This is a genomic window from Pseudomonas laurylsulfativorans, assembly GCF_002906155.1.
GTDB lineage: Bacteria > Pseudomonadota > Gammaproteobacteria > Pseudomonadales > Pseudomonadaceae > Aquipseudomonas > Aquipseudomonas laurylsulfativorans.
Genome location: NZ_MUJK01000012.1, coordinates 1 through 25,030, shown reverse-complemented (window position 1 = coordinate 25,030; position 25,030 = coordinate 1). Strand labels below are relative to the sequence as shown.

The 25,030-nt window shown below is 60.4% G+C and carries 24 protein-coding genes and 1 pseudogene; 16 read left to right on the top strand and 9 right to left on the bottom strand.

Features of this window, described 5'->3' with window-relative positions:
- Positions 1 to 115: 115 nt before the first annotated feature.
- The 5 genes from B0D71_RS26020 to B0D71_RS26000 all read left to right on the top strand — a co-directional run bounded on the left by B0D71_RS26020 (position 116) and on the right by B0D71_RS26000 (position 6,016).
- Positions 116 to 493 (top strand): gamma-butyrobetaine hydroxylase family protein, encoded by a 378-nt coding sequence (locus tag B0D71_RS26020; protein ID WP_103397270.1) that lies wholly within the window; start codon positions 116 to 118, stop codon positions 491 to 493.
- Positions 494 to 752: 259 nt separating this feature from the next.
- Positions 753 to 2,432 (top strand): class II poly(R)-hydroxyalkanoic acid synthase, encoded by a 1,680-nt coding sequence (phaC, locus tag B0D71_RS26015; protein ID WP_103397269.1) that lies wholly within the window; start codon positions 753 to 755, stop codon positions 2,430 to 2,432.
- A gap of 141 nt (positions 2,433 to 2,573) precedes the next feature.
- On the top strand, positions 2,574 to 3,428 hold the full coding sequence (phaZ, locus tag B0D71_RS26010) for a poly(3-hydroxyalkanoate) depolymerase (RefSeq protein WP_103397268.1): 855 nt from the start codon (positions 2,574 to 2,576) through the stop codon (positions 3,426 to 3,428).
- A gap of 115 nt (positions 3,429 to 3,543) precedes the next feature.
- Entirely contained in the window at positions 3,544 to 5,226 is a 1,683-nt protein-coding gene (gene phaC / locus B0D71_RS26005; RefSeq protein WP_103397267.1) for a class II poly(R)-hydroxyalkanoic acid synthase, read from the top strand.
- Between the two features lie 172 nt (positions 5,227 to 5,398).
- Positions 5,399 to 6,016 carry a TetR/AcrR family transcriptional regulator gene (locus B0D71_RS26000; RefSeq protein ID WP_103397266.1) on the top strand — a complete coding sequence of 206 codons (618 nt, stop codon included), beginning with the start codon at positions 5,399 to 5,401 and terminating at the stop codon, positions 6,014 to 6,016.
- A gap of 191 nt (positions 6,017 to 6,207) precedes the next feature.
- Here B0D71_RS26000 and B0D71_RS25995 read toward each other — a convergent pair whose 3' ends face one another.
- From B0D71_RS25995 to B0D71_RS25985, 3 genes are all read right to left on the bottom strand, one after another.
- A complete protein-coding gene (locus B0D71_RS25995; RefSeq protein WP_103397265.1) occupies positions 6,208 to 7,125 on the bottom strand; it encodes a phasin family protein in 918 nt (305 codons plus the stop codon).
- Between the two features lie 10 nt (positions 7,126 to 7,135).
- Positions 7,136 to 7,558, bottom strand: coding sequence for a phasin family protein (locus B0D71_RS25990; RefSeq protein ID WP_103397264.1), 423 nt, complete (start codon positions 7,556 to 7,558; stop codon positions 7,136 to 7,138).
- A 243-nt stretch (positions 7,559 to 7,801) separates the two neighbouring features.
- A complete protein-coding gene (locus B0D71_RS25985) occupies positions 7,802 to 8,077 on the bottom strand; it encodes a polyhydroxyalkanoic acid system family protein (protein ID WP_103397263.1) in 276 nt (91 codons plus the stop codon).
- Between the two features lie 155 nt (positions 8,078 to 8,232).
- Between B0D71_RS25985 and ubiE the strand changes: the two genes are divergently transcribed.
- The 11 genes and pseudogenes from ubiE to B0D71_RS32465 all read left to right on the top strand — a co-directional run bounded on the left by ubiE (position 8,233) and on the right by B0D71_RS32465 (position 16,332).
- Positions 8,233 to 9,003, top strand: coding sequence for a bifunctional demethylmenaquinone methyltransferase/2-methoxy-6-polyprenyl-1,4-benzoquinol methylase UbiE (ubiE, locus tag B0D71_RS25980; RefSeq protein WP_007989286.1), 771 nt, complete (start codon positions 8,233 to 8,235; stop codon positions 9,001 to 9,003).
- Positions 9,003 to 9,626 carry a ubiquinone biosynthesis accessory factor UbiJ gene (locus B0D71_RS25975; protein WP_103397262.1) on the top strand — a complete coding sequence of 208 codons (624 nt, stop codon included), beginning with the start codon at positions 9,003 to 9,005 and terminating at the stop codon, positions 9,624 to 9,626. The genes ubiE and B0D71_RS25975 overlap by 1 nt, the downstream gene beginning before the upstream one ends.
- On the top strand, positions 9,623 to 11,227 hold the full coding sequence (ubiB, locus tag B0D71_RS25970) for a ubiquinone biosynthesis regulatory protein kinase UbiB (protein ID WP_103397261.1): 1,605 nt from the start codon (positions 9,623 to 9,625) through the stop codon (positions 11,225 to 11,227). The genes B0D71_RS25975 and ubiB overlap by 4 nt, the downstream gene beginning before the upstream one ends.
- 91 nt (positions 11,228 to 11,318) lie before the next feature.
- Positions 11,319 to 11,720: a phosphoribosyl-AMP cyclohydrolase gene (gene hisI, locus B0D71_RS25965; RefSeq protein ID WP_085725456.1), complete on the top strand. Its 402-nt coding sequence runs from the start codon at positions 11,319 to 11,321 to the stop codon at positions 11,718 to 11,720.
- The gene (locus tag B0D71_RS25960) at positions 11,713 to 12,045 is read left to right on the top strand and encodes a phosphoribosyl-ATP diphosphatase (RefSeq protein ID WP_008025232.1); all 333 of its coding nucleotides are present in this window, start codon (positions 11,713 to 11,715) and stop codon (positions 12,043 to 12,045) included. The genes hisI and B0D71_RS25960 overlap by 8 nt, the downstream gene beginning before the upstream one ends.
- A gap of 25 nt (positions 12,046 to 12,070) precedes the next feature.
- Positions 12,071 to 12,343: a twin-arginine translocase TatA/TatE family subunit gene (locus B0D71_RS25955; protein WP_103397260.1), complete on the top strand. Its 273-nt coding sequence runs from the start codon at positions 12,071 to 12,073 to the stop codon at positions 12,341 to 12,343.
- 10 nt (positions 12,344 to 12,353) lie between these two features.
- Entirely contained in the window at positions 12,354 to 12,806 is a 453-nt protein-coding gene (tatB, locus tag B0D71_RS25950) for a Sec-independent protein translocase protein TatB (protein WP_103397259.1), read from the top strand.
- On the top strand, positions 12,803 to 13,597 hold the full coding sequence (tatC, locus tag B0D71_RS25945) for a twin-arginine translocase subunit TatC (protein WP_103397258.1): 795 nt from the start codon (positions 12,803 to 12,805) through the stop codon (positions 13,595 to 13,597). The genes tatB and tatC overlap by 4 nt, the downstream gene beginning before the upstream one ends.
- A complete protein-coding gene (locus B0D71_RS25940; RefSeq protein WP_103397257.1) occupies positions 13,594 to 14,301 on the top strand; it encodes a 16S rRNA (uracil(1498)-N(3))-methyltransferase in 708 nt (235 codons plus the stop codon). The genes tatC and B0D71_RS25940 overlap by 4 nt, the downstream gene beginning before the upstream one ends.
- 114 nt (positions 14,302 to 14,415) lie before the next feature.
- A pseudogene (locus B0D71_RS32470) lies at positions 14,416 to 15,477 on the top strand (methyl-accepting chemotaxis protein); the annotation flags it as partial.
- Complete coding sequence (locus B0D71_RS32465; RefSeq protein WP_371918066.1) at positions 15,460 to 16,332, top strand: methyl-accepting chemotaxis protein; 873 nt, start codon at positions 15,460 to 15,462, stop codon at positions 16,330 to 16,332. The pseudogene B0D71_RS32470 and the gene B0D71_RS32465, both read left to right, overlap by 18 nt.
- A gap of 209 nt (positions 16,333 to 16,541) precedes the next feature.
- Here B0D71_RS32465 and mdoH read toward each other — a convergent pair whose 3' ends face one another.
- The 6 genes from mdoH to B0D71_RS25905 all read right to left on the bottom strand — a co-directional run bounded on the left by mdoH (position 16,542) and on the right by B0D71_RS25905 (position 24,750).
- Complete coding sequence (gene mdoH, locus B0D71_RS25930; RefSeq protein WP_103397255.1) at positions 16,542 to 19,112, bottom strand: glucans biosynthesis glucosyltransferase MdoH; 2,571 nt, start codon at positions 19,110 to 19,112, stop codon at positions 16,542 to 16,544.
- The gene (locus tag B0D71_RS25925) at positions 19,105 to 20,919 is read right to left on the bottom strand and encodes a glucan biosynthesis protein G (protein WP_103397254.1); all 1,815 of its coding nucleotides are present in this window, start codon (positions 20,917 to 20,919) and stop codon (positions 19,105 to 19,107) included. Before B0D71_RS25925 ends, mdoH begins: the two co-directional genes overlap by 8 nt.
- A 321-nt stretch (positions 20,920 to 21,240) precedes the next feature.
- Positions 21,241 to 21,678: a D-aminoacyl-tRNA deacylase gene (gene dtd / locus B0D71_RS25920; RefSeq protein WP_103397253.1), complete on the bottom strand. Its 438-nt coding sequence runs from the start codon at positions 21,676 to 21,678 to the stop codon at positions 21,241 to 21,243.
- Positions 21,675 to 22,646 carry a prolyl aminopeptidase gene (gene pip / locus B0D71_RS25915; protein WP_103397252.1) on the bottom strand — a complete coding sequence of 324 codons (972 nt, stop codon included), beginning with the start codon at positions 22,644 to 22,646 and terminating at the stop codon, positions 21,675 to 21,677. The genes dtd and pip overlap by 4 nt, the downstream gene beginning before the upstream one ends.
- 104 nt (positions 22,647 to 22,750) lie before the next feature.
- Positions 22,751 to 23,656, bottom strand: a complete 906-nt coding sequence (locus B0D71_RS25910; protein WP_103397251.1) for an alpha/beta hydrolase — start codon at positions 23,654 to 23,656, stop codon at positions 22,751 to 22,753.
- Between the two features lie 146 nt (positions 23,657 to 23,802).
- The gene (locus B0D71_RS25905; RefSeq protein ID WP_103397250.1) at positions 23,803 to 24,750 is read right to left on the bottom strand and encodes a choline ABC transporter substrate-binding protein; all 948 of its coding nucleotides are present in this window, start codon (positions 24,748 to 24,750) and stop codon (positions 23,803 to 23,805) included.
- Positions 24,751 to 25,030 lie beyond the last annotated feature (280 nt).

The window sequence follows — 25,030 nt, the reverse complement described above, 5'->3', positions numbered from 1 at the left end:
ATTCCTGTAGGAGCCGGCTTGCCGGCGATGAGGCCAAAAAGGCCGCCAAAAGCTTCGCCGGCAAGCCGGCTCCTACAGGTTTGAGCCGAGATCCCTCCCAGACGGACATCCGCTCATGACCCAAATCCCCACCGACATCAAGCTGCACAAAGCCTCGAAAACCCTGTCGCTGAAATACGCGTCCGGCGAGGAATACACCCTGCCCGCCGAGTTCCTGCGCGTGCACTCTCCTTCCGCCGAGGTCCAGGGCCACGGCAAACCCATCCTGCAATTTGGCAAGATCAACGTAGGCCTGACCAAGCTAGAACCGGCCGGTCAGTACGCACTGAAACTGACCTTCGATGACGGTCACGACAGTGGTCTGTTCACCTGGGAATACCTCTACGAGCTGGCGCGACGTTATGACGCACTCTGGGAGGATTATCTGGCCGAGCTCAAAGCGGCCGGAAAAACCCGCGACCCGAACGAATCCGTCGTCAAGCTGATGCTCTAATCCGAGCCTCTTGCTCTTTAGAGGGCATTTTCTAATTTCATCTGTTTGAATGCTCCGCTCCAGGGCCACCGATTGGCCTGCTTGCGAAAAAAATTAAACTCGGGTAACCAATGGAACTGGCAAGTTCCCTGCAGTGCTCTCTGCGAACAAATAGCAGCGATGCAGTATTAACGGTCACCCGAGCAGTAGTACCTGGCATTGGTTGTGTGACTGCACAGCAGGACCCGGGTACTCGTCTCAGGACAATGGAGCGTCGTAGATGAGTAACAAGAATAACGATGACTTGAAGCAGCAAGCCTCCGAAAATACCTTGGGGCTGAATCCTGTCGTTGGATTGCGTGGAAAAGATCTACTGGCGTCTGCTCGCATGGTGCTCAGGCAGGCCATCAAACAACCGATTCATAGCGCAAAGCATGTCGCTCATTTCGGCCTTGAGCTCAAGAACGTACTGTTAGGCAAATCCGAGCTGCTACCGAGCAGCGATGACCGTCGCTTTGCCGATCCGGCCTGGAGCCAGAACCCGCTCTACAAACGTTATTTGCAAACCTACCTGGCGTGGCGCAAGGAGCTCCACGACTGGATCGACGATAGCAACCTGCCGGCCAAGGACGTCAATCGCGGCCACTTCGTGATCAACCTCATGACCGAAGCCTTTGCCCCGACCAACACGGCCGCCAACCCGGCGGCGGTCAAACGTTTCTTCGAAACCGGCGGTAAAAGCCTGCTCGACGGCCTCTCGCATCTGGCCAAGGACCTGGTACACAACGGCGGCATGCCGAGCCAGGTCAACATGGGCGCATTCGAGGTCGGCAAGACCCTGGCCGTGACCGAAGGTGCAGTGGTATTTCGCAACGACGTGCTGGAGTTGATCCAGTACAAGCCCATCACTGAACAGGTGCACGAACGCCCGCTGTTGGTGGTGCCACCGCAAATCAACAAATTCTACGTTTTCGACCTCAGCCCGGAAAAAAGCCTGGCGCGGTTCTGCCTGCGCAGCAACGTGCAAACCTTCATCGTCAGCTGGCGCAATCCGACCAAGGAGCAGCGTGAGTGGGGCCTGTCGACTTACATCGAGGCGCTCAAGGAAGCCGTCGACGTGGTCACCGCGATCACCGGCAGCAAAGACGTGAACATGCTCGGCGCCTGCTCCGGCGGCATCACCTGCACCGCGCTGCTGGGCCATTACGCAGCGATTGGCGAGAACAAGGTCAACGCCCTCACCCTGCTGGTCAGTGTGCTCGATACCACCCTGGACAGCGATGTGGCGCTGTTCGTCGATGAACAAACCCTCGAAAGCGCCAAGCGCCACTCCTATCAGGCCGGCGTGCTGGAAGGCCGCGACATGGCGAAAGTCTTTGCCTGGATGCGCCCCAACGACCTGATCTGGAACTACTGGGTCAATAATTACCTGCTGGGTAACGAGCCACCGGTGTTCGACATTCTGTTCTGGAACAACGACACCACCCGGTTACCGGCCGCGTTCCACGGCGACCTGATTGAAATGTTCAAAAGCAATCCATTGATTCGTCCGAATGCACTGGAAGTGTGCGGCACGCCGATCGACCTGAAGCAGGTCACCGCCGATATCTTTTCCCTGGCCGGGACCAGCGACCACATCACCCCGTGGCGCTCTTGCTACAAATCGGCGCAACTGTTCGGCGGCAATGTTGAATTCGTGCTGTCCAGCAGTGGGCATATCCAGAGCATTCTGAACCCGCCAGGCAATCCGAAATCGCGCTACATGACCAGTACCGAAATGCCCGCCAATGCCGATGACTGGCAGGAAGAGTCGACCAAGCACGCTGATTCGTGGTGGCTGCATTGGCAGGCCTGGCAGGCACAGCGTTCGGGCAACCTGAAAAAAGCTCCGCTGAAATTGGGCAACAAGGCCTACCCGGCGGGCGAAGCTGCACCGGGCACTTATGTACACGAGCGCTAGACCCGCAGACCTGTAGGAGCCGGCTTGCTGGCGAACGCATCACCACGGTGAGACTGGCAAACCGAGGTGACCGCATCGCCAGCAAGCCGGCTCCTACAGAATATGTGTCAGGAACCAAGATCCACCCACAGGGCCAGAAGCATGCCGCAACCCTTCATATTCCGTACCGTCGACCTGGATGGCCAGACGCTCCGCACGGCGGTACGCCCCGGCAAGCCTCACTTGACGCCCCTGCTGATTTTCAATGGCATCGGCGCCAACCTGGAGCTGGTGTTCCCGTTCGTCGCGGCGCTGGACCCGGACCTGGAAGTCATCGCCTTCGACGTACCCGGTGTCGGTGGCTCGTCGACGCCGAACCGGCCGTATCGCTTTCCCGGGCTGGCCAAGCTCACTGCGCGGATGCTCGACTATCTCGACTATGGGCAGGTCAACGTCATCGGCGTGTCCTGGGGCGGCGCCCTGGCCCAGCAGTTCGCCTACGACTATCCGGAGCGCTGCAAGAAACTCGTACTGGCCGCAACGGCGGCGGGTGCGGTGATGGTGCCGGGCAAGCCGAAAGTGTTGTGGATGATGGCCAGTCCTCGACGTTACATCCAACCGTCCCATGTGATCCGCATTGCGCCGATGATCTACGGCGGCTCTTTCCGTCGCGACCCGACACTGGCCGCAAGCCATGCAGCCAAGGTGCGTTCGGCGGGCAAGCTCGGTTACTACTGGCAGCTGTTCGCCGGCCTCGGCTGGACCAGCATTCACTGGTTGCACAAGATCCGCCAGCCGACCCTGGTACTGGCCGGCGACGATGACCCGCTGATCCCGCTGGTCAACATGCGCTTGCTGGCCTGGCGAATTCCCAACGCCCAGTTGCACATCATCGATGACGGGCATCTGTTCCTGATTACCCGGGCCGAAGCGGTGGCCCCGATCATCATGAAATTCCTCGAAGAGGAGCGCCAGCGCGCGGTGATGCATCCGCGTCCGGCGCCATTGGGCGGCTAAAGCGCTGTATCAGCGGTCGGCAGGACGCCACGCCGCGCAACAACCCGTTACAGCGTCTATGGTGTTCTGGTTCGGTGTATTTGTTTTTGGCCTGAAGACGAAGGAGTGTTGACTCATGCGCGAGAAAACAGCGAGGGATTCCTTACCGACTCCCGCCGCGTTCATCAATGCACAGAGTGCGATTACCGGCCTGCGCGGCCGGGATCTGCTGTCGACCCTGCGCAGTGTGGCCGCCCATGGCTTGCGCAATCCGGTGCACAGCGCCCGACATGCCCTCAAACTCGGTGGTCAGCTTGGCCGTGTGCTGCTCGGCGAAACCCTGCACCCGACCAACCCGCAGGACGCTCGCTTCGCCGACCCGGCGTGGAGCCTCAACCCGTTTTACCGCCGTAGCCTGCAGGCCTATCTGAGCTGGCAGAAACAGGTCAAAAGCTGGATCGACGAGAGCAACATGAACCCGGACGACCGCGCCCGCGCACACTTCGCTTTCGCCTTGCTCAACGATGCCGTATCGCCCTCCAACACCCTGCTCAATCCACTGGCAGTCAAGGAACTGTTCAATTCCGGCGGCAACAGCCTGGTACGTGGCATCAGCCATTTGGTGGACGACCTGCTGCACAACGACGGCCTGCCCCGGCAAGTCACCAAGCAAGCATTCGAGGTCGGCCGGACGGTCGCCACTACCCCAGGTGCCGTGGTGTTTCGCAACGAGCTGCTGGAGTTGATCCAGTACAAGCCAATGAGCGAAAAGCAGTACTCCAAGCCCCTGCTGGTGGTGCCGCCGCAAATCAACAAGTACTACATTTTCGACCTCAGCCCCCACAACAGCTTCGTCCAGTACGCCCTGAAAAACGGCCTGCAGACCTTCATGATCAGCTGGCGCAACCCGGATGTACGTCACCGCGAATGGGGGCTCTCGACCTACGTGGAGGCCGTGGAAGAGGCGATGAATGTCTGCCGGGCGATCACCGGCGCACGCGAAGTCAACCTGATGGGCGCCTGTGCCGGCGGACTGACCATTGCCGCGCTGCAAGGCCATTTGCAGGCCAAACGGCAACTGCGCAGGGTGTCCAGCGCGACGTATCTGGTGAGCCTGCTCGACAGTCAACTGGACAGCCCCGCCACGCTGTTCGCCGACGAGCAGACCCTGGAAGCCGCCAAGCGCCGCTCTTATCAGAAAGGCGTGCTGGACGGCCGGGACATGGCCAAAGTATTCGCCTGGATGCGCCCCAACGATTTGATCTGGAGCTATTTCGTCAACAACTACCTGTTGGGCAAGGAGCCACCAGCGTTCGACATTCTCTACTGGAACAACGACAACACCCGCCTGCCGGCCGCGCTGCATGGCGATCTGCTGGACTTCTTCAAGCACAACCCGCTGACCCACCCGGGCGGACTGGAAGTGTGCGGCACGCCGATCGATTTGCAGAAGGTCACCGTCGACAGCTTCAGCGTCGCGGGCATCAACGATCACATCACGCCGTGGGATGCGGTGTATCGCTCGACGCTGCTGCTCGGTGGCGAGCGGCGCTTCGTGCTGTCCAACAGCGGTCATGTGCAGAGCATCCTCAACCCGCCGAGCAACCCGAAAGCCAACTACGTCGAGAACGGCAAACTGAGCAGCGACCCCCGGGCCTGGTACTACGACGCCAAGCATGTCGATGGCAGTTGGTGGACCCAATGGCTGGGCTGGGTTCAGGAGCGCTCCGGCGCGCAGAAGGAAACCCACATGGCGCTCGGCAACCAGAACTATCCACCGATGGAGGCAGCACCCGGTACTTACGTACGTGTGCGCTGAACCTAAAAAAGGCCGCAGTCAGTCTCCGACCCTGTAGGAGCGAGCATGCTCGCGATGGACATCCAGACGCCGCGGGTAATCAGGTAGCCCGCGTAATCGTTAACGACCATCGCGAGCATGCTCGCTCCTACAGGACTGAAGGTTGGCCTGGCACGAATATTAAGAAGACTGGATGAAAACCCGCGATCGGATCCTCGAATGTGCCCTGCAATTGTTCAATCAAAAGGGCGAACCGAATGTCTCCACCATGGAAGTTGCCAATGAAATGGGTATCAGCCCGGGCAACCTCTACTACCACTTCCACGGCAAGGAACCGCTGATTCTTGGGCTGTTCGAGCGCTTTCAGGGCGAGCTGGCCCCGCTGCTTGATCCGCCGGCCGATGTCCAACTGGCCCCCGAAGATTACTGGCTGTTCCTGCACCTGATCGTCGAACGCCTGTCCCACTACCGGTTCCTCTTCCAGGACCTGTCGAACCTCGCCGGGCGCCTGCCGAAACTGGCCAAGGGCATCCGCAACCTGCTCAATGCACTCAAGCGCACACTGGCGTCGCTGCTGGCGCGACTGCAGGCACAAGGGTTACTGGTCAGTGAAACCCAGGCACTGGGACAACTGGTGGAACAGATCACCATGACATTGCTGTTTTCGCTGGATTATCAGCGGATTCTTGATCGCGAAGGCGAGGTGCGGCTGGTGGTTTACCAGATCATGATGCTGGTCGCGCCACACCTTCTGCCATCGATGAAGGCTGCGACCGAGCAGATGGCGATGGAGTATCTGGAAGACCACTAGTAACTCTGACTACAACACCCCCCTGTAGGAGCGAGCTTGCTCCCGAAAAAGGTACAGCCGTCGCTACTCAGCGCCTGCAATACCATCGCGAGCAAGCTCGCTCCTACAGTGGGTCTGCGTCGTTCAGAGATTCGTGCACAAACAAAAACGCCCGACCTTGGCAGGCCGGGCGTTTTTTTGAGCCCTGAAAATCAGGACTGACTGGTTGGCGTCGATGAAGCTGGCGCGGCAGTCGGGGTGACAGCAGGGGCCGGTGCGGTCGCGGAGTTCGATGCGCTGACCGGAGCTGCTGCCGGAGTTGCCGGGGTTGCCGGTTTGGCAGCTGCTACTGCTGGTTTTGGCGCGGCAGCTTTGGGAGCTACCGGCTTCTTCACAGCAGGTTTTTTCGCAGCAGCAGGTTTGGCTGCCGGCTTGGCGGCGGCTGGTTTGGCTGCAGCCGTTTTAGCCACAGGTTTGGCCGCTGCTGGCTTGGCAGCCGGTTTGGCCGCTGGTTTAGCGGCAGCTTTCGCAGCAACCGGTTTGGCCGCTGGCTTGGCCGCTGCCGGTTTGGCGGCGGCAGTTTTAGCCGCAGGCTTGGCAGCGGGTTTAGCCGCTGCTTTTACCAGTGGCTTGGCAGCAGTTTTGGCTGCTGGCTTGGCGGCGGCAGTCTTGGCAGCAGGCTTGGCCGCCGCGGTTTTCGCCGCAACAGGCGCAACCTTGGCACCGGTCAGTTTTTCGATTTGCTTGGTCAGGGTCTCGACCTTGCTGTGCAGTGCCTTGACTTCGTTGCGGCTCGGTACACCCAGACGCGAAATGGCACTGTTCAGACGCTTGTCGAAAGCGCCTTCCAGCTCATCCCACTTGCCCAGTGCGCGATCCTTCACGCCGCTGATGCGCGATTTGGCCGAAGAAGCGGAGTCCTTGGCGGCGTCGACTGTCTTGCCAACAGCACTCTTGGTGAGCTTCTCGGCTTTCTCGCCGTCCTTAACCAATGCATCGAAGAGTTTGCTGCCGTCAGTGTCGATCTTCGAGTACACGCCTAAACCAGCCAGCCAGATTTTTCGGGAGTAATCTTCAACCTTCCCGATCCACGAGCTGCCTTCTTTTTCGGTTTTCTTTTTAACAGCCATCCCGTTCTCCTTAAGATTTACGCGCGACACGTTCGAGCAATGCCGTCAGCTCATCGAGCTTAGCAGAGAGTGTCTCAACGTCATGTTTAGACGGAATGCCGATACGATTCAAGGCACTTGCGACACGCGTGTCGAACGCCTTCTCGACCTTGTCGAGTTGAACTTCGACACGGCCTTTGAAAGTGCTGACTTCACTCTTGACGTCATCGATCTCGGCATTGGCCGCTTCAAGTTTCTCAGCGACTACTTTTTTGCCTTTCTTTTCAACAACCTGACCAGCCTTGATCAGCTCTTGAAAGTATTCGCTGCCCTCTTGGCCGACCTTGGCGTAGGCACCCAGGCCTGCCAGCCAGATCTTGCGGGCATAGGATTTGACGTCGCTCAGCGTGCCGGTCGATACGTCGACTTTTTTCTTCAAAATAACTTTGGCCATGGTGCACCTCACGCGCAGAAGGTTTGAGGAACTGCCCGGATAAGTGTCGGGCTCTGGCACAAAGTAGGGAGAAAAATTAGAAACGGCACCCTAACAACTGACATAAACCTTTGCCCATCCACAAACCAAATGTGGGAGCGAGCCTGCTCGCGAAGGCGTTGGCACAGTCGACATTTTCATCAACTGGCAGTCCGCTTTCGCGAGCAGGCTCGCTCCCACAGGGGATGTTGTTTCAACCTGAGATCAGACCAACGCCTTATCCAGCGCCTTTTCAATTTCAGCCTTGATCATGCCGCTCATGGCCGACATCATCAGGCCCAGCTCCACTTCGACGCGAATCGAATCCTCGGCGACATGCACCGCGCCTTTCACACCCGAGCGTTTCAGGTTCAGGGTATCGCCGGACCACTGCGGCTCCAGGCCATACTGATCGGAAAGTTTCTGCGCCAGCTTGTCGGCCTTTTCGCGAGCCGCTTCCTTACCCAGGCCATGGGCACGTTCAACACTAATACGGGCCATCAAATGACTCCTGCTTTATGGATGCTTTCCCGAGGCATCTTGACCTCTGCTGCGTCAAAACGTCCCGATGGTTGCCCATCTTACCTTCAGCCTTGCCAAGACAAAGCATGCCTTGGGGATTAGAATGTCGCGCATTCTCTTTTGGTGACAGCGATATGACTGATCAGCGCAAAGGCAGCGATGCCGAACCCACCACTCACTTCGGCTTCAAAAACGTTCCGGAAAGCCAGAAAGCGGAAAAAGTCGCTGAGGTATTCCACTCGGTAGCCGCCAAGTACGACCTGATGAACGACCTTCTGTCGGGCGGCATGCACCGTCTGTGGAAGCGTTTCGCGATCGAACTGTCGGGCGTTCGCACCGGCAACCGCGTGCTGGACATCGCTGGCGGTACCGGCGACCTGACCCGCAAGTTCTCGCACCTGGTAGGCCCGACCGGCCAAGTCGTGTTGGCCGACATCAACGAATCCATGCTCAAGGTCGGTCGTGACCGCCTGCTGGACCTCGGCGTGGCCGGCAACGTCGAATTCGTCCAGGCCGATGCGGAAAAACTGCCGTTCCCGGACAACCATTTCGACTGCGTGACCATCGCCTTCGGCCTGCGCAACGTGACCCACAAGGAAGATGCCCTGCGCTCGATGCTGCGCGTGCTCAAGCCGGGCGGCCGTTTGCTGGTGCTGGAATTCTCCAAGCCGACCAACGCGCTGATGTCCAAGGCCTATGACGCCTACTCGTTCGCCTTCATGCCGTTGATGGGCAAGCTGATCACCAACGACTCGGAAAGCTATCGCTACCTGGCCGAATCGATCCGCATGCACCCGAATCAGGAAACCCTGAAGTCGATGATGGTCGAAGCCGGCTTCGACCGCGTGACCTATCACAACATGACCGCAGGCATCGTTGCCCTGCACCGCGGCATCAAGCCCTGATGCTGCTCGCCGGCCTGCTCGCCAGCGTTGAACTCGGCCTGAACCGGGTGCTGCGTCTCGACAGCACGGCGCTGCCGCGGCTGGCACATTTGAGCGGCAAGGTGATTGCCGTCGATTGCCGCAGCCCGGCGCTGCACCTGTTCATCCTGCCCAGCGACGAAGGCCTGATGCTCGCCTCCCAGTGGGAAACCGGCGCCGACTGCACCTTGCGTGCACCGGCCTCGAGCCTGCTGAAACTGGCCATGAGCAAGGACAAGACCTCGATCCTGCACAGCCCTGAAGTGGAACTCGACGGCGACAGCAGCGTGCTGCTGGAACTGGCCGCAATCCTTCAGGACCTTGAGCTGGACTGGGAGTACGAACTTGCACGCGTACTGGGGCCGGTGGCCACGCAACTGGTCGGCGGTCACCTGCGCAGCCGCGCCCGCTGGTATCAGCAAGGCTTCGTCAGCCTGGGCCAGAACCTGGGCGAATACCTGGCCGAAGAATCGCGCACCCTCGTCGGCCAGCGCGAAGCCGAAGCACGATTCAGTGAACTGGACCAGATCAAGCTTGATCTGGAACGTCTCGAGGCGCGTTTCGAGCGCCTTTCCCGATCCCTCGACCCAAGCGATAACGCATGAAGCTGCTTGCCGTCCGCCGTTTGTTGCGCATCCAGCGCGTCGTGATCCGCTACCGCCTCGATGACCTGCTGTTCGCCCTGCCGCTGCCCTGGTTCTTGCGGGCGTTGCGCTATGCCTTGCCGTGGCGCTGGTTTCCGCGCAAGACCCTGGACCTGAGCCGTGGCGCTCGCTTGCGCCTGGCGCTGCAGGACCTCGGACCGATTTTCATCAAGTTCGGGCAGATCCTGTCCACTCGCCGCGACCTGCTGCCCGAAGACATCGCCGACGAACTGATGAAGCTGCAGGACCGCGTGCCGCCGTTCGATTCGCAAGTGTCGGTCAAGCTGATCGAAGAACAGCTGGGCAAGAAAATCAGCGACGTGTTCATCCGTTTCGACCTCGAACCGCTGGCCTCGGCGTCGGTGGCGCAGGTGCATGCCGCGCAACTGAAAACCGGTGAAGAAGTCGTCGTCAAAGTGATCCGCCCGGGCCTCAAACCAGTGATCGCCCAGGACCTGGCTTGGCTGTTCATCCTCGCCCGCGCCGCCGAAAAACTCTCGGCCGATGCGCGCCTGCTGCACCCGGTGGACGTCGTCAGCGATTACGAAAAAACCATCTACGACGAACTCGATCTGCTGCGCGAGGCGGCCAACGCCAGCCAGTTGAAGCGCAACTTCGAGGGCTCGCCGCTGCTGTACGTGCCGCAAGTCTATTGGGACTGGTGCCGGCCAAAAGTGCTGGTGATGGAACGCATCTACGGCATTCAGGTCACCGATCTAGCGACCCTGGCCGACCAGCGTACCGACATGAAAATGCTCGCCGAACGTGGTGTGGAGATCTTCTTCACCCAAGTGTTCCGCGATAGCTTCTTCCACGCCGACATGCACCCCGGCAACATTTTCGTCAGCACCGTGAACCCGTGGAGCCCGCAGTACATCGCCATCGACTGCGGCATCGTCGGCAGCCTGACGCCGGAAGACCAGGATTACCTGGCGCGCAACTTGTTCGCCTTCTTCAAGCGCGATTACCGCCGCGTGGCCCAGTTGCACATCGATTCGGGCTGGGTGCCGGCGGAAACCAAACTCAACGAATTCGAAGCCGCGATCCGTACCGTGTGCGAGCCGATCTTCGAAAAACCGTTAAAGGATATTTCCTTCGGCCAGGTGCTGATGCGCCTGTTCCAGACCGCACGACGCTTCAACATGGAAGTGCAGCCGCAGCTTGTACTTTTGCAGAAGACCCTGTTGAACATCGAAGGCCTGGGCCGCCAGCTGTACCCGGACCTCGACCTGTGGAACACCGCGCAGCCGTTCCTCGAACGCTGGATGCGTGAGCGCGTCAGCCCCAAAGCCCTGCTCGGCAACGTGCACAGCCAGTTCGAACAGATCCCGCACCTGGCCAACATGGCCCGTGACCTGCTCGAGCGCATGTCCCAACCCCACGCCTACGACTCGCCGCCACCGTGGCATCGACGCCGTGACGACTGGTTCCTGCGCCTACTCGGCACGGCTCACCTGGCCGGGGGCGCCATCCTTGCCGCTGGCGGTCCGTTGAACCAGTTGGCTTACTGGCCGGCCGGCATCATGATGGCGGTCGGTTTGTATCTGGTCGTTCGCCGATAGCCAGTCGCGCAACACGCTGGCACACTGTTTGGACGCTGCATTGAACGTAGGCCCCCGATTATTGAAGTGCGGGCCCGTATCGGAGTCGTAGATGAAGAATTGGCTGGACGAGATCAAATGGGACGCGGACGGCTTGGTGCCAGCGATTGCCCAGGATCACAAGACCGGGCGCGTCCTGATGATGGCCTGGATGAACCGCGAAGCACTGGAACTGACCGCTGCCGAGAACCGCGCGATCTACTGGTCGCGCTCCCGTGGCAAGCTGTGGCGCAAGGGCGAAGAGTCCGGCCACGTGCAAACCCTGCACGAGATGCGCCTGGACTGCGACGCCGACGTCATCATCCTGATGGTCGAGCAAATCGGCGACATCGCTTGCCATACCGGCCGCCAGAGCTGCTTCTACCGCGTCTATGAGAACGGCGACTGGACAACGGTCGACCCGGTCCTGAAAGATCCGCACGCCATCTATTCCGCAGGGCACACACATGAGTGACACTCTCACCCGCCTCGCCGAGGTACTGGAAGCGCGCAAAGGCGCCGCTGCCGACAGCTCGTATGTCGCCAGCCTGTACCACAAGGGCTTGAACAAGATTCTGGAAAAAGTCGGCGAAGAGTCGGTCGAAACCATCATTGCCGCCAAGGACGCCGCCATCAGCGGCGACTGCAGCGATGTGATCTACGAAACCGCCGATTTGTGGTTCCACAGCATGGTCATGCTCGCCCAATTGGGGCAGCATCCACAGGCTGTACTCGATGAACTGGACCGTCGTTTCGGTCTCTCCGGACACGCTGAGAAAGCCTCGCGCCCGTCCGCCTGAATAACTATTAGAGAGGAGCAGCAGCATGGGCATTTTTGACTGGAAACACTGGATCGTCATCCTGGTTGTCGTGGTACTGGTATTCGGCACCAAGAAGCTGAAAAACCTCGGCACCGACGTCGGCGAGTCGATCAAGGGCTTCAAGAAAGCCATGAACGATGACGAAAAACCGGCCGACCCGAGTGCGACCCCGGCCCAACCAGTTCCGCCGGTACAGCCCCAGGCCTCTGTAAACCAGCCGCACACCATCGACGTGCAGGCACAGAAAGTCGAAGAGCCGATTCGCAAAGACGTGTGAGCACTGACTAATGTTTGGTATCAGCTTCTCTGAACTGCTGCTCGTCGGCCTCGTCGCCCTGCTGGTGCTGGGGCCCGAGCGCTTGCCGGGCGCTGCGCGCACCGCTGGCCTGTGGGTCGGGCGCCTGAAGCGCAGCTTCAACGCGATAAAACAGGAAGTTGAACGTGAAATCGGTGCCGACGAGATTCGTCGGCAACTGCACAACGAACACATTCTGTCGCTTGAGCAGGAGGCGCGGAAAATCTTCACGCCGACCCAGCAGGAGCCGACGCCAGTGGAGCACGTGGGTGCGCAGACGATTCATGCGCCTGCCGCTGTCATCGACCCGACACCTGCTCCCGTAGTCGCGCCTGTCGAACCTGCGCCTATCGTTGCAGCCACTCCGGTTGAACCCGTTACACCTGCGGCTGCGCCCGTTGCGCCGGCCCCTCATGACCCAACACTGCCGCCGCGAGCCCCATGAGCGATCTTCCTGAAAACGACCAGCACATGCCGCTGGTTTCGCACCTCACCGAGTTGCGTACCCGTCTGCTGCGCTGCGTAGCGGCGATCTTCATCATCTTTGCCGGGCTGTTTGCCTTCACCCAGCAGATCTATACCTTCGTCTCGACGCCACTGCGTGCGTACTTGCCGGCCGGCGCGACGATGATTGCCACTGACGTGTCGTCGCCGTTCCTGACGCCGCTGAAGCTGACCATGATGGTCTCGCTGTTCCTGGCCATCCCGGTGATCCTGCACCAGATCTGGGGTTTTATCGCCCCGGGCTTGTACAAGCATGAAAAACGCATCGCCGTGCCCTTGCTGGTCTCCAGCATTTTTCTGTTCTACGCCGGCATGGCGTTCGCCTATTTCCTGGTGTTCCCGCTGATCTTCAAGTTCTTCGCCGCCGCCACCCCGGCCGGTGTGGAAATGATGACCGACATCACCAGTTACCTCGACTTCGTCATGACGCTGTTCTTTGCCTTTGGCGTGGCGTTCGAAATCCCGGTGGCCGTGGTGCTGCTGGTGTGGATCGGCGTGGTCGACGTCAAATACCTGAAGAAGATCCGCCCGTACGTGATCATCGGCTGCTTCGTGGTCGGCATGATCCTGACGCCGCCGGACATCTTTTCGCAGACCTTGCTGGCCGTGCCGATGTGGCTACTGTTCGAGATCGGCATCCTGTTTGGCAGCCTGATCAGCAAACGTGGCGAGCATCCGGACGACCAACCGGCTGACGACCACAACGACCAGCCGCCAGCGACCCAAGCGTGAACCTGCTGCTTCTCGAAGAGGCCGATTTCATTGCGACCGACCGGGCGGTCCTGCGTGATCGCCGGTTAACCCACATGCAGGAAGTCCACCGCTGCGAAGTCGGCGACAGCATGCGCGTCGGGCGGATTGGCGGGCTGATGGGCTCGGCCGAAGTGCTGCGCCTGGACGCCGGCGAAGCGGAATTGCGCGTCACCCTCGACCAGCCACCACCTGCCAAGCTGCCATTGACCCTGGTATTGGCCCTGCCACGCCCCAAGATGCTGCGCAGGGTATTCCAGACCGTGGCAGCCATGGGCGTGCCACGTGTCGTGCTGGTCAACAGCTATCGCGTCGAGAAGAGCTTCTGGCAGACCCCGTTCCTGGAGCCCGAGGCGATTCGCGAGCAGTTGATCCTCGGCCTCGAACAGGCGCGGGACAGTGTGCTGCCGGAAGTCGTCATCGAAAAACGCTTCAAGCCGTTCGTCGAAGACCGTTTGCCGGCGATCACCGACGGCACCCTCGGCCTGGTGGGGCATCCGGGCAATTACCCGCCCTGCCCTCGCGCACTCAGCGAACCGGTGACCCTGGCCATCGGCCCCGAGGGTGGCTGGATTCCCTACGAGATCGACCTGCTGGGCAAGTCCGGGCTGCAACCGGTGCAACTGGGTGAACGCATCCTGCGCGTCGAAACTGCCGTGACCGCGCTGCTGGCCCGCCTTTTCTGACATCCACATTCACCCTGTAGGAGCGAGCCCGAACATCGGGCAGCGCCTACAGATTCAGGCTCCCCTGCCGATACCCCCCTCATAAAACCAAATTGTGGTCCGGGGAGTTTCAGCATGTACCAATCGCTAGCCGAGAATCTGGGAAATGTCAGCGTCAAACGCAAGCTGGGAATCGGCTTCGGTCTGGTGCTGCTATTGACCCTGTTGATCACCTTCACCGGCTGGAGCGGCCTGAGCGGCGTCACCAGCCGTGGCGATAAACTGGGGTTCATCGCCAGTCTCAACGACCTGACCAAGGACCTGCGCATTGCCCGCCTGAATTACGAGATGCGTCGCGGCGAACAAGGTCCCGGCGCCGTCAACGATCTGCTGGGTAAACTCGAAAGCGGCTTGCAGACCGCCCGAGGCCTGATCGAGCAACCGGCCGATACGGCCATGGTCGATCAACAACTGGCTGCTGTCGCCGAATACCGTCGTGCCTTCAGCGACATGACCCAGGCCGGCGCCCAGCGTGAAGACGCCCGCAGCAAACTCGGCGCTACCGCCGACAACGCCGTGGCCCGCGTCGCCGAGGTGGAAAAGTCCATGCTGCAAGGTGACAGCGTGGCCGCCTTCAACAGCATCATCGACCTGAGCAAACTGATCCAGCAGGCGCGTTTCCAGGTGCGTGGCTACACCTACAGCGGCAAGAGCGAAGCCGAACAGCCGGCCCTCGACGCGATCGACAACGCCCTGAAAAACCTCGAGAGCCTGCCGGCCAAACTGCCTGAAGAACACATCGCCAATCTGCAACAGGCGACTGATTCGCTGAAGGCCTACCGCGCCGCTGTCAGCCAGTTCCGCGACTCCCAGGTGGCCAGCGCCAACGCCCTGGTACGCATGTCTGCCCAAGGCGACATCCTGTTGGACATGAGCCAGAAACTCACTGTCTCGCAAACTATCGTGCGCGACACCGACGCCGCCCATGCCAAGAACATGCTGAGCCTCGCCACTGTGCTGGCCATCGCCTTCGGCCTGCTGGCCGCCTGGGCGATCACCCGGCAGATCATCATTCCTTTGAATCAGACCCTGGCCGTCGCTGAACGCGTCGCCAGTGGCGATCTGACCCATAACCTGACCTCGCAGCGCCGCGACGAACTCGGCCAGCTGCAGCGCGCCATGCAGAGCATGACCCAGGGCTTGCGCGAACTGATCGGCGGCATCAGCGATGGCGTCACGCAGATCGCCAGCGCCGCCGAAGAGCTGTCCGCCGTCACCGAGCAGACCAGCGCCGGGGTCAACAGCCAGAAGGTCGAGACCGATCAGGTGGCGACTGCCATGAACGAAATGGCCGCCACCGTGCAGGAAGTTGCGCGCAACGCCGAAGAAGCCTCCGAAGCCGCCGTCGCCGCCGACCAGCAGGCCCGCGAGGGCGACAAAGTGGTCGGTGAAGCCATCGCCCAGATCGAACGTCTGGCCGCGGAAGTCGGTCACTCCACCGAGGCCATGGGCGAACTCAAGCGCGAAAGTGACAAGATCGGCAGCGTGCTCGACGTGATCAAATCCGTGGCCCAGCAAACCAACCTGCTGGCCCTCAACGCCGCGATTGAGGCTGCCCGTGCAGGTGAAGCCGGACGTGGTTTTGCCGTGGTCGCCGACGAAGTTCGCAGCCTGGCCCAGCGCACGCAGAAGTCCACCGAAGAGATCGAAGAGTTGATCGTCGGCCTGCAAAATGGCACGCAGCAAGTCGCGACCATCATGGACAACAGCCGCACCCTGACCGACAGCAGTGTCGAACTGACCCGCCGCGCCGGCGGCTCACTGGAAAGCATCACCCGCACCGTCTCGGCGATTCAGGCGATGAACCAGCAGATCGCCGCTGCCGCCGAACAACAAAGCGCCGTGGCCGAAGAGATCAACCGCAGCGTGCTGAACGTGCGCGATGTGTCGGACCAGACCTCGGCAGCCAGTGAAGAGACCGCCGCCTCCAGCGTTGAGCTGGCGCGGTTGGGGACGCATTTGCAGATGCTGGTAGGCAAGTTCAGGGTTTGAGCTGATCCGCATGCCTCGGTGCACTTGAAACCGAGGCGATGCAATCGCTAGCAGGCTAGCTCCCACAGGGAATTGCGTTGTACACACAACCTTGTAGGAGCGGGCTTGCCCGCGATGGCGTCCGACCAGACGCTGCCGTTACAACATCTGGCGCAAGCTCAAGAACAATCTTGAAGCCAAAAAAAACCCGCTTTCGCGGGTTTTTTTCATTACGCCATCTGAGGCTGTACGCTCATCGGCTTGAGCGGCAGCAGCGGTGCATGGGGATCGGCCTTGACCGACTTGCGCCATGCGCCGAGCCACTCGGCATGACCTTCGCTCCAGACCTGCTCATGCAGACGGGCCAATGCCACCGGGTCGCTCAACAGTTGCACACGCTCGTTGTTGGTCAGGCCTTCAGGCCCAACCTTCATCGCGTGCCGCACCCGCTCGATCCGCAGCCATTCGATCGGCTCGGCCTGATTGTGACGGGAGGTCGCCAGCGAGCACGCCAGGGCGTTCTGCTGTGGATCGACCACCGAACGGACGAAGCCGTCGTTCAGCGCGTGCCAGCGGTTTTCGTGGGTGTACTGGTCGGTGGCCAGCAACGCCTGCGGCGGATTGTATTCCTCAGGGATCAGGAACAGGCTCTCGTCACGGGACTTGAGGCCCAGGCCAACGCGGCTGGAGATCACCGATACCGGGATCGACAGCATCAACGAACCGACGATCGGCACGAGCCACCACAGGAAGCTCGGGTTCAGCCAGATCACCAGCATGGCCCAGAAGAAGCCCAGCAGGGTTTGCGGGCCGTGGCGCTTGACCGCCTCGCTCCACGGCGTGGAGTCGTCGTCACGCTGCGGCGAGTTCCAGGTCGCGGCCCAGCCGAGGAACGCGGCGAGGACGAAACGGGTATGGAAAATCATCCGCACCGGCGCCAGCAGCATGGAGAACAACATCTCCAGCAGCATCGACAAGGTCACCTTGAATTTGCCGCCGAACTCTTTCGCGCCCTTGGCCCAGATCAGGATGATGCTCAGCAACTTCGGCAGGAACAGCAGCACGATCGTGGTCGAGAACAGGGCAATCGCCTTGTCCGGATGCCATTGCGGCCACAACGGATACAGCTGACGCGGTTCGAGGAAGTACTGCGGTTCCATCAGTGTGTTGACCGCCAAAAGCGCTGTCGACAACACCAGGAAGAAGAACCACAACGGCGCCGACAGGTAGGACATCACGCCGGTCAGGAACACCGCGCGGTGCACCGGGTGCATGCCCTTGACCAGGAACAGGCGGAAGTTCATCAGGTTACCGTGGCACCAGCGACGGTCACGCTTGAGTTCGTCCAGCAGGTTTGGCGGCAGTTCTTCGTAGCTGCCCGGCAAGTCGTAGGCAATCCACACGCCCCAACCGGCACGGCGCATCAACGCGGCTTCAACGAAGTCGTGAGACAGGATCGAGCCGGAGAACGCGCCTGTACCCGGCAACGGCGCCAGGGCGCAGTGGTCGATGAACGGCTTCATGCGAATGATCGCGTTGTGGCCCCAGTAGTGCGACTCACCCAGTTGCCAGAAGTGCAGACCGGCGGTGAACAACGGGCCATACACGCGAGTGGCGAACTGCTGCATGCGCGCATACAGGGTGTCCATGCCCGACGCACGTGGCGCGGTCTGGATGATCCCGGCATCCGGCGTGGCTTCCATCAGGCGCACCAGGCTGGTCAGGCACTCACCGCTCATCACGGAGTCGGCGTCGAGTACGACCATGTACTTATAGTCACCGCCCCAGCGACGGCAGAAGTCGTCTAGGTTACCGCTCTTGCGCTTTACGCGACGACGACGGCGACGATAGAAGATCTTGCCGAAGCCCCCGGCTTCACGGCAGACATCCAGCCAGGCTTGTTGCTCGGCAACACAGATATCGGCGTCGTTACTGTCACTGAGGACGAAGAAGTCGAAACGGTCCAGGTCACCCGTGGCTGCAACCGACTCGAAAGTCGCGCGCAGACCGGCGAATACCCGAGGTACGTCTTCGTTGCAGATCGGCATCACCAGAGCGGTGCGCGCATCCTTCGGAATTGGCTCATTGCCGGCACTTTTACCGGAGATACGGTATTTATCGTGACCGGTTAGCAACTCGAGGAAGCCCATCAGCGCAGTCCAGAAACCGGCCGATACCCAGCAGAACAGAATCCCGAACAGGATCAGGATGCTGGTCTGCAAGGCATACGGCAGCACTTGCGTGGCGGTTTGCAACAGCGGTTGGTGCAGCACTTCGTTGAGATCGACGAACGACCAGCCCTGGTACGGCATGATGCCTTTCATGTACCAACCGGCGACGATGGTCTGGCCGAGCATCAGCAGCAACAGAATGTAGCGACGGATCGATCCGACGGTGCGCCAGCGTGCGGCCGGCAGGACACGTTCGTCCTTCGGCGGCTTCGGCGGGTTGGTACGACCGGTCATCCGGCGCCAGCCACGCACCAGAATGTTGGTGCGCCACGGCTCCGGCACGACCTTGGTCCGCCGGATCGGTGGGGTCGCCTTGAGGCAGACCCGGCCGTTGGCGTCGAGCACCAGCATTTCCGCGTCCTGCAGCTCTTCGGCGGTGCTCAGGGTCAGGCGTTTGCCGACCGAAGCCTGGGCGGCTTCGGTCGGGGCGTCGAACGTCGATGACGACAGGCGTTCGTGCAATTCGCTGAAAGACTGGCAGCCCGCGAGTTCCGCGCGCTGCTCGTCGGTCATCGGCAGATGCGCCAGATACTCGGAAAGAGTTTCTGGCCGTACTTGAGAGTTACTCATCGGCAGGCAACTGATAGCTCCAGGTCTCGGTCAGGACTTCTTCAGTCGGGGCCGATTCCGGTGTGGCTGGGGCCGCGTCGGCAGCGACAGGCTGCTTGGCGTCTTTATTGGCCTTGTCCTTGGCATCTGCAACAGGCTTGGCTTCGGCCTGCTTGGCCTCCGCTTGCTTGGCTTCCTTGTCCGCTTTCTCTTGTTGCTTGGCGGCGACCTTGTCGGCCTTGGCAACCGACGAATTCGACGACGGAATCGACGTCTTGGCCAGGTCCGCAGGCACGATGTTCTGCACCAGTGCGGCACGCATCTCGGTGGACTTGCCTGGGTCCTTGATCTTCATCCGCAGGGTCAGGCGCCAGCCCTTGGTTTCAGGGTTGTAGCGCACGCTGTTTTCCACAAGCTCGGCGTTGTCGCCGACGCTGACCTGGCTGCGAACGTCCGCATCGGCCGGCAATGCCGCCAGGGACGGGCCTTCGAAGTCCACCAAGTAGGCAACACTGCCGTCCGGCTGACGAATCAGGTTGGACTGTTTGACGTCACCGGTCGAACGCAGGGTCTGTTTGACCCAGGCGCTGTCCGGCGCGTGAATCGAGTCTTCATCCATGGTCCAGTGCATACGATAAGCGACATCGAGCGGCTGGCCAGGCTCCGGCAATTTTTCCGGGTTCCAGAAGGCAACGATGTTGTCGTTGGTTTCGTCGGCAGTCGGAATCTCGACCAGGTCGACGGTGCCCTTGCCCCAGTCACCCTTCGGCTCGATCCAGGCGCTTGGGCGCTTGTCGTACCGGTCGTCGAGGTCTTCGTAGTGGCTGAAGTCGCGGCCACGTTGCAGCAGGCCAAAGCCGCGCGGGTTTTCCACGCTGAAGTTGCTCACGGCCAGGTGTTTCGGGTTGTTCAGCGGACGCCAGATCCACTCGCCGTTGCCGGCATGGATCGCCAGACCACTGGAGTCGTGCAGCTCGCGGCGGTAGTTCAGTACTTTCGACGGCTGGTTGGCGCCGAACAAGTACATGCTGGTCAACGGGGCGATACCCAGCTTGCCGACCTTGTCACGCAGGAACATCTGCGCCTTGACGTCGACGATGGTGTCGCTGCCCGGACGCAGGGTCAGGCGATAGGCGCCAGTTGCACGCGGAGAATCCAGCAGGGCGAAGATCACCAGGTGCTTGTCGCCCGGCTTGGGCTGTTGAATCCAGAATTCGCGGAAACGCGGGAATTCTTCGCCGGACGGCAATGCGGTATCCAGCGCCATGCCGCGAGCGGACAAACCATAGACGTGGCCCTTGCCGACGACGCGGAAGTAGCTCGCGCCAAGCATGGTCATGATTTCGTCTTGCTTGTCGGCCTTGTTGATCGGGTACAGCACACGAAAACCGGCATAACCCAGTTGTTCGGTGGCCTTTGGATCGAACTGCATGTCGCCGAAGTCGAAACGACTCGGATCATATTTGATCTCTTCGACGGTGTTCGCGGTGATTTCGTTGATTTTCACCGGCGTATCGAAATGCATGCCCTGGTGATAGAAGGACAGCTTGAACGGCGTCTTCTGATCAGCCCATTCGGCTTTTTCCGTCAGAAAACGAATTTTCTGATAGTCCGCGAATTTCATGTCGCGGAACTCGTTCGGCAGGTTACTGCGCGGCGCTTCGTACTTCTGCCCGGCCAGCTCTTTTGCCTTGGCCGATACATCATCCAGACTGAATGCCCAAAGCTGACCCGCGCTTAGCAGGCAGAGCAGTGCAGAGCCCGCTATAAGGGCGCTGCGTAACCGTTTGGCAGACAATTTTGGTGCGTTACAGGGACTAACAATCACGAGCAACCCTCGCCGAAAACAGATCAAAAAACCAACGGCCAGTTAAAGGGTCTGCACGGTGTACGGCATGAAAAAACCGTCCTTGCAAACCACTCTTGCCAAGTTGGCGAGCATTGTTCCGACTCCGCTGGGGCGAAATGATTCCCCAATCGGATCCAGACAAGTCTCTACCTAAGTCAAAATGGACCAACGAACGCTGATCCCCGTAGCGCGCGATTATCTAGTAGGCCGCGTTACAACGCATCAGGGGTAACAAAGTATTTATCGCGATAAAGCCCGGTTTTCAGTCGAAATGAGCTTAAAAACTTGTTTCAAGCGCTTTCAGGTCTGTAACAGGAAGGTTACCGGGCCGTCATTGACCAGGTGCACCTGCATATCCGCGCCGAATCTACCTGATGCCACAGTGCCATGCACCTGTTTCGCTTTGCTTAATAGATAGTCGAACAACTCCTCTCCCAACGCCGGAGGGGCCGCAGTCGAGAAACTCGGACGCAGCCCGCTTTTGGTATCGGCAGCCAGGGTGAACTGAGAGACCAGCAGCAGCCCGCCGCCCACATCCGCCAAGGACAGATTCATCTTGCCCTCAGCGTCACTGAACACTCGATAGTTAAGCAGCTTATTGAGAAGTTTGTCAGCGCTGGCCCGCGTGTCGTCGGGCTCGACGGCCACCAGGACCAGCAATCCCTGATCAACGGCACCCACGACCTCGCCCGCCACCTCGACTCGTGCGCCACGCACCCGTTGCAGCAGACCCTTCATGCCTCGTCAGGCGCCAGGTCGAGCAGACGTCGGGCCATCTGATCGGCGGCGCGTACCAGTGCGTCGGTGATGCCCGGTTCTGAAGCGGCATGACCGGCATCGCGGATGACCTGCAGTTCGCTGTTCGGCCAGGCTTGGTGCAATTCCCAGGCGTTATCCAGCGGACAGATCACGTCATAGCGACCATGGATGATCACGCCAGGCAAATGGGCGATCTTGCCCATGTCGCGGATCAACTGGTTCGGTTCCAGGAAGGCATTGTTGCTGAAGTAGTGGCATTCGATGCGGGCAATCGACAATGCACGTTGTGGCTCGGAGAAGCGATCGACCACCAGTGGGTTCGGACGCAGGGTCGCGGTGCGGCCCTCCCAGGTGGACCAGGCCTTGGCCGCGTGCATCTGGGCAATCTGGTCGTTGCCGACCAGACGTTTGTGGAACGCGGTCAGCAAGTCGCCGCGCTCATCCAGCGGGATCGGCGCAATGTAGTCCTGCCAGTAATCGGGGAACAGACGGCTCGCGCCGGCCTGGTAGAACCATTCGATTTCCTGCGGCCGGCACAGAAAGATCCCGCGCAGGATCAGACCGTGCACCCGCTCAGGGTGGGTTTGCGCGTAAGCCAGCGCCAGGGTCGAACCCCAGGAGCCGCCAAACAGCACCCATTTGTCGATACCCAGATGCTGGCGAATACGCTCCAGGTCGGCGACCAGATCCCAGGTCGTGTTGTTTTCCAGGCTGGCGTGGGGAGTGGAGCGACCGCAACCGCGCTGATCGAAAGTGACAATGCGATACAGGTTGGGATCGAAGAAGCAACGACTCTGGGCATCACATCCGGCACCGGGGCCGCCGTGGATGAACACCACCGGCAAACCTTCCGGTGAACCGCTTTCGTCGACGTACAGGGTATGAGTTGCATCGACGGCCAGATCGTGCCGGGCGTAGGGTTTGATCTGCGGGTACAAAGTCTGCATTGCGCACTCCGTAAGGGGTCGAGTTCATCCCTGGGGGGACTTCTATTATTCTGCCGTCCGGCATCATAAACCCGAATTACGTCAATGAGCATGTCTGTGCGGGGTCAGAGTTTTGCCGCCAGATAACCAAACAAGGTTTCGTACAGCGCATCGACCTCGGGCACCTGCCCGCGGGCCCGCAAACAGCCATGAACCAGGCCATCGCCGACATATAGCGTGGTAGCCACGCCCGCAGCACTCAGACGCTCGGCATACAACACGCCGTCATCGCGCAAGGGGTCGAATTGCGCCACGGCGATCAATGCCGGTGGCAGTCCGTTGAAATCCCTGGCCAGCAATGGCATGGCGTAGGCGTTCGGATGGCGGGTACCGCACAGGTAGAGCGCGTGATAGCAATCGACGTCACTGCTGCTGAGTAATGGCGCGTCGATGCACTCACTGCGCGATGGCAACCGTTGATCCCCGCCCAACCCCGGATAGATCAGAACCTGCGCGCACGGTACCGGCTCGCCGGCATCGCGCAGCGCCAGGCATAACGCCGCTGCGAGGTTGCCGCCGGCACTGTCGCCAGCCACCAGCGTGCGCGCCGGGTCGAGTTGAAACGGCCCGGTGCGCAATGCTCGCCAGACCTTAAGGCAATCATCGAACGCGGCGGGAAACGGATGCTCCGGTGCCCGGCGATAATCCACGGCGATCACCAGCACACCTAGCGTCGATGCCAACTCGGCGCAGATGAAATCGTGAGAATCCAGGTCCCCCACCACCCAGCCACCGCCATGCAGGTAAACGATGCAGGACGCACCACTGGCCGGAGGTTGATAGGAACGAACCGTAACGCCGGCCAGCTCGAAATCGACCACGTACAACCCGGCGGGGCGTGCCGGGGTAAACGCTCGGCACATCTCGCTGTAGGCCTGGCGCAACCCGGTGATACTGCTGTCGGTGCTGTTGAAACTCAGGGTTTTGTCGACGAACGCCGTCATTTGTTCAGAAAGCGGGTAAGGAGCCATGAGCCTGGTGCCCGTTCAGGGAAATGTATGGCCCCTGTAGGAGCGAGCTTGATTGCGATGATCGTCAACGAGAACGCGAGAAGCCTGATACCCCGCGGCGTTCTCGGGCTTATCGCGAGCAAGCTCGCTCCTACAGGGGTTTGGTGTCAGTTTTTCAAACTGGCTTGAACCGTCGCCACGCCATCCTTGCCATCGAAACTGCTGACACCGGCCAGCCAGCGCTGGAGATCTTCCGGATGCTCGCGCAGCCATTTCCTGGCGACATCCTGAGCCGACTGGCGCTCCATGATCGGGACCATCAACTGGCTTTCCTGGGCGGCGGTGAACGTCAGGTTTTCCAGCAGCCGATTGACGTTCGGGCAGCGCTCCGCGTAATCCGGGGCAGTCACGCTGGAGACGGTCGCGGCGCCTTCATTCGGACCGTAGACATCTTCACTGCCGGTCAGGTAGGTGATCTTCATGTTGATGTTCATCGGATGCGGGGTCCAACCGACGAACACCACCAACTCCTTGCGATTCACCGCCCGCTGCACGGCCGCCAGCATTCCGGCCTCACCGGACTCGATCAGCTTGAAATCCTTCAGACCGAAGTGATTGGTTTCGATCATGGTCTTGATCGTGGTGTTGGCACCGCTACCCGGCTCGATACCGTAGATCTTGCCGCCGAGCTGATCCTTGAACCTGGCGATGTCGGCGAAGGTTTTCAGTCCTGCCGCTGCCACATAGTCCGGGACCGCGAGGGTGGCCTGGGCATCGGCCAGGCTCGGTTTGTCCATGACCTTGACCTGATTGGCCGCCACGAACGGAGCGATGTTTTTATCCATCGCCGGTTTCCAGTAACCAAGGAAGATGTCCAGGCGCTTGTCGCGGATGCCAGCGAAAATGATTTGCTGCACGGCACTGGTTTGCTTGCTTTCGTAGCCCAGACCGTTGAGAAGTACATCGGCCATGCCGCTGGTGGCGATCACGTCGGTCCAGTTGACCACGCCCATGCGCACGGTTTTGCAAGAGGCGTCGTCCGCAGCCATGGCGCCGGCACTCAATAGAGCGGTGCCGCAGAGGATTGAGAGACAGCGGGTAAACAGTCTTTTCATCGGGGTGAGTCTCGTGCGGCAGCGGATTATTGTCGGGCCGGTGTCTTTGTGCACCGTGGCCAGAACATTACGCAGCAGACGAGCGGTAGAAACGCCCTGTGGCGACCGTGTTTTGCACGGTGGCGACTGTCAGCCTAACTAATGAAATGGCTACCCCCCCCGCTGCCCCCTGTGATCGCCCACTAAGCTTTCACAGAGGGCTCATCGGAGATCATTGCCATGAACAACGTAGCTATTGCCGCCATCGACCTCGGAAAACATTCCTTTCATCTTCATGCTC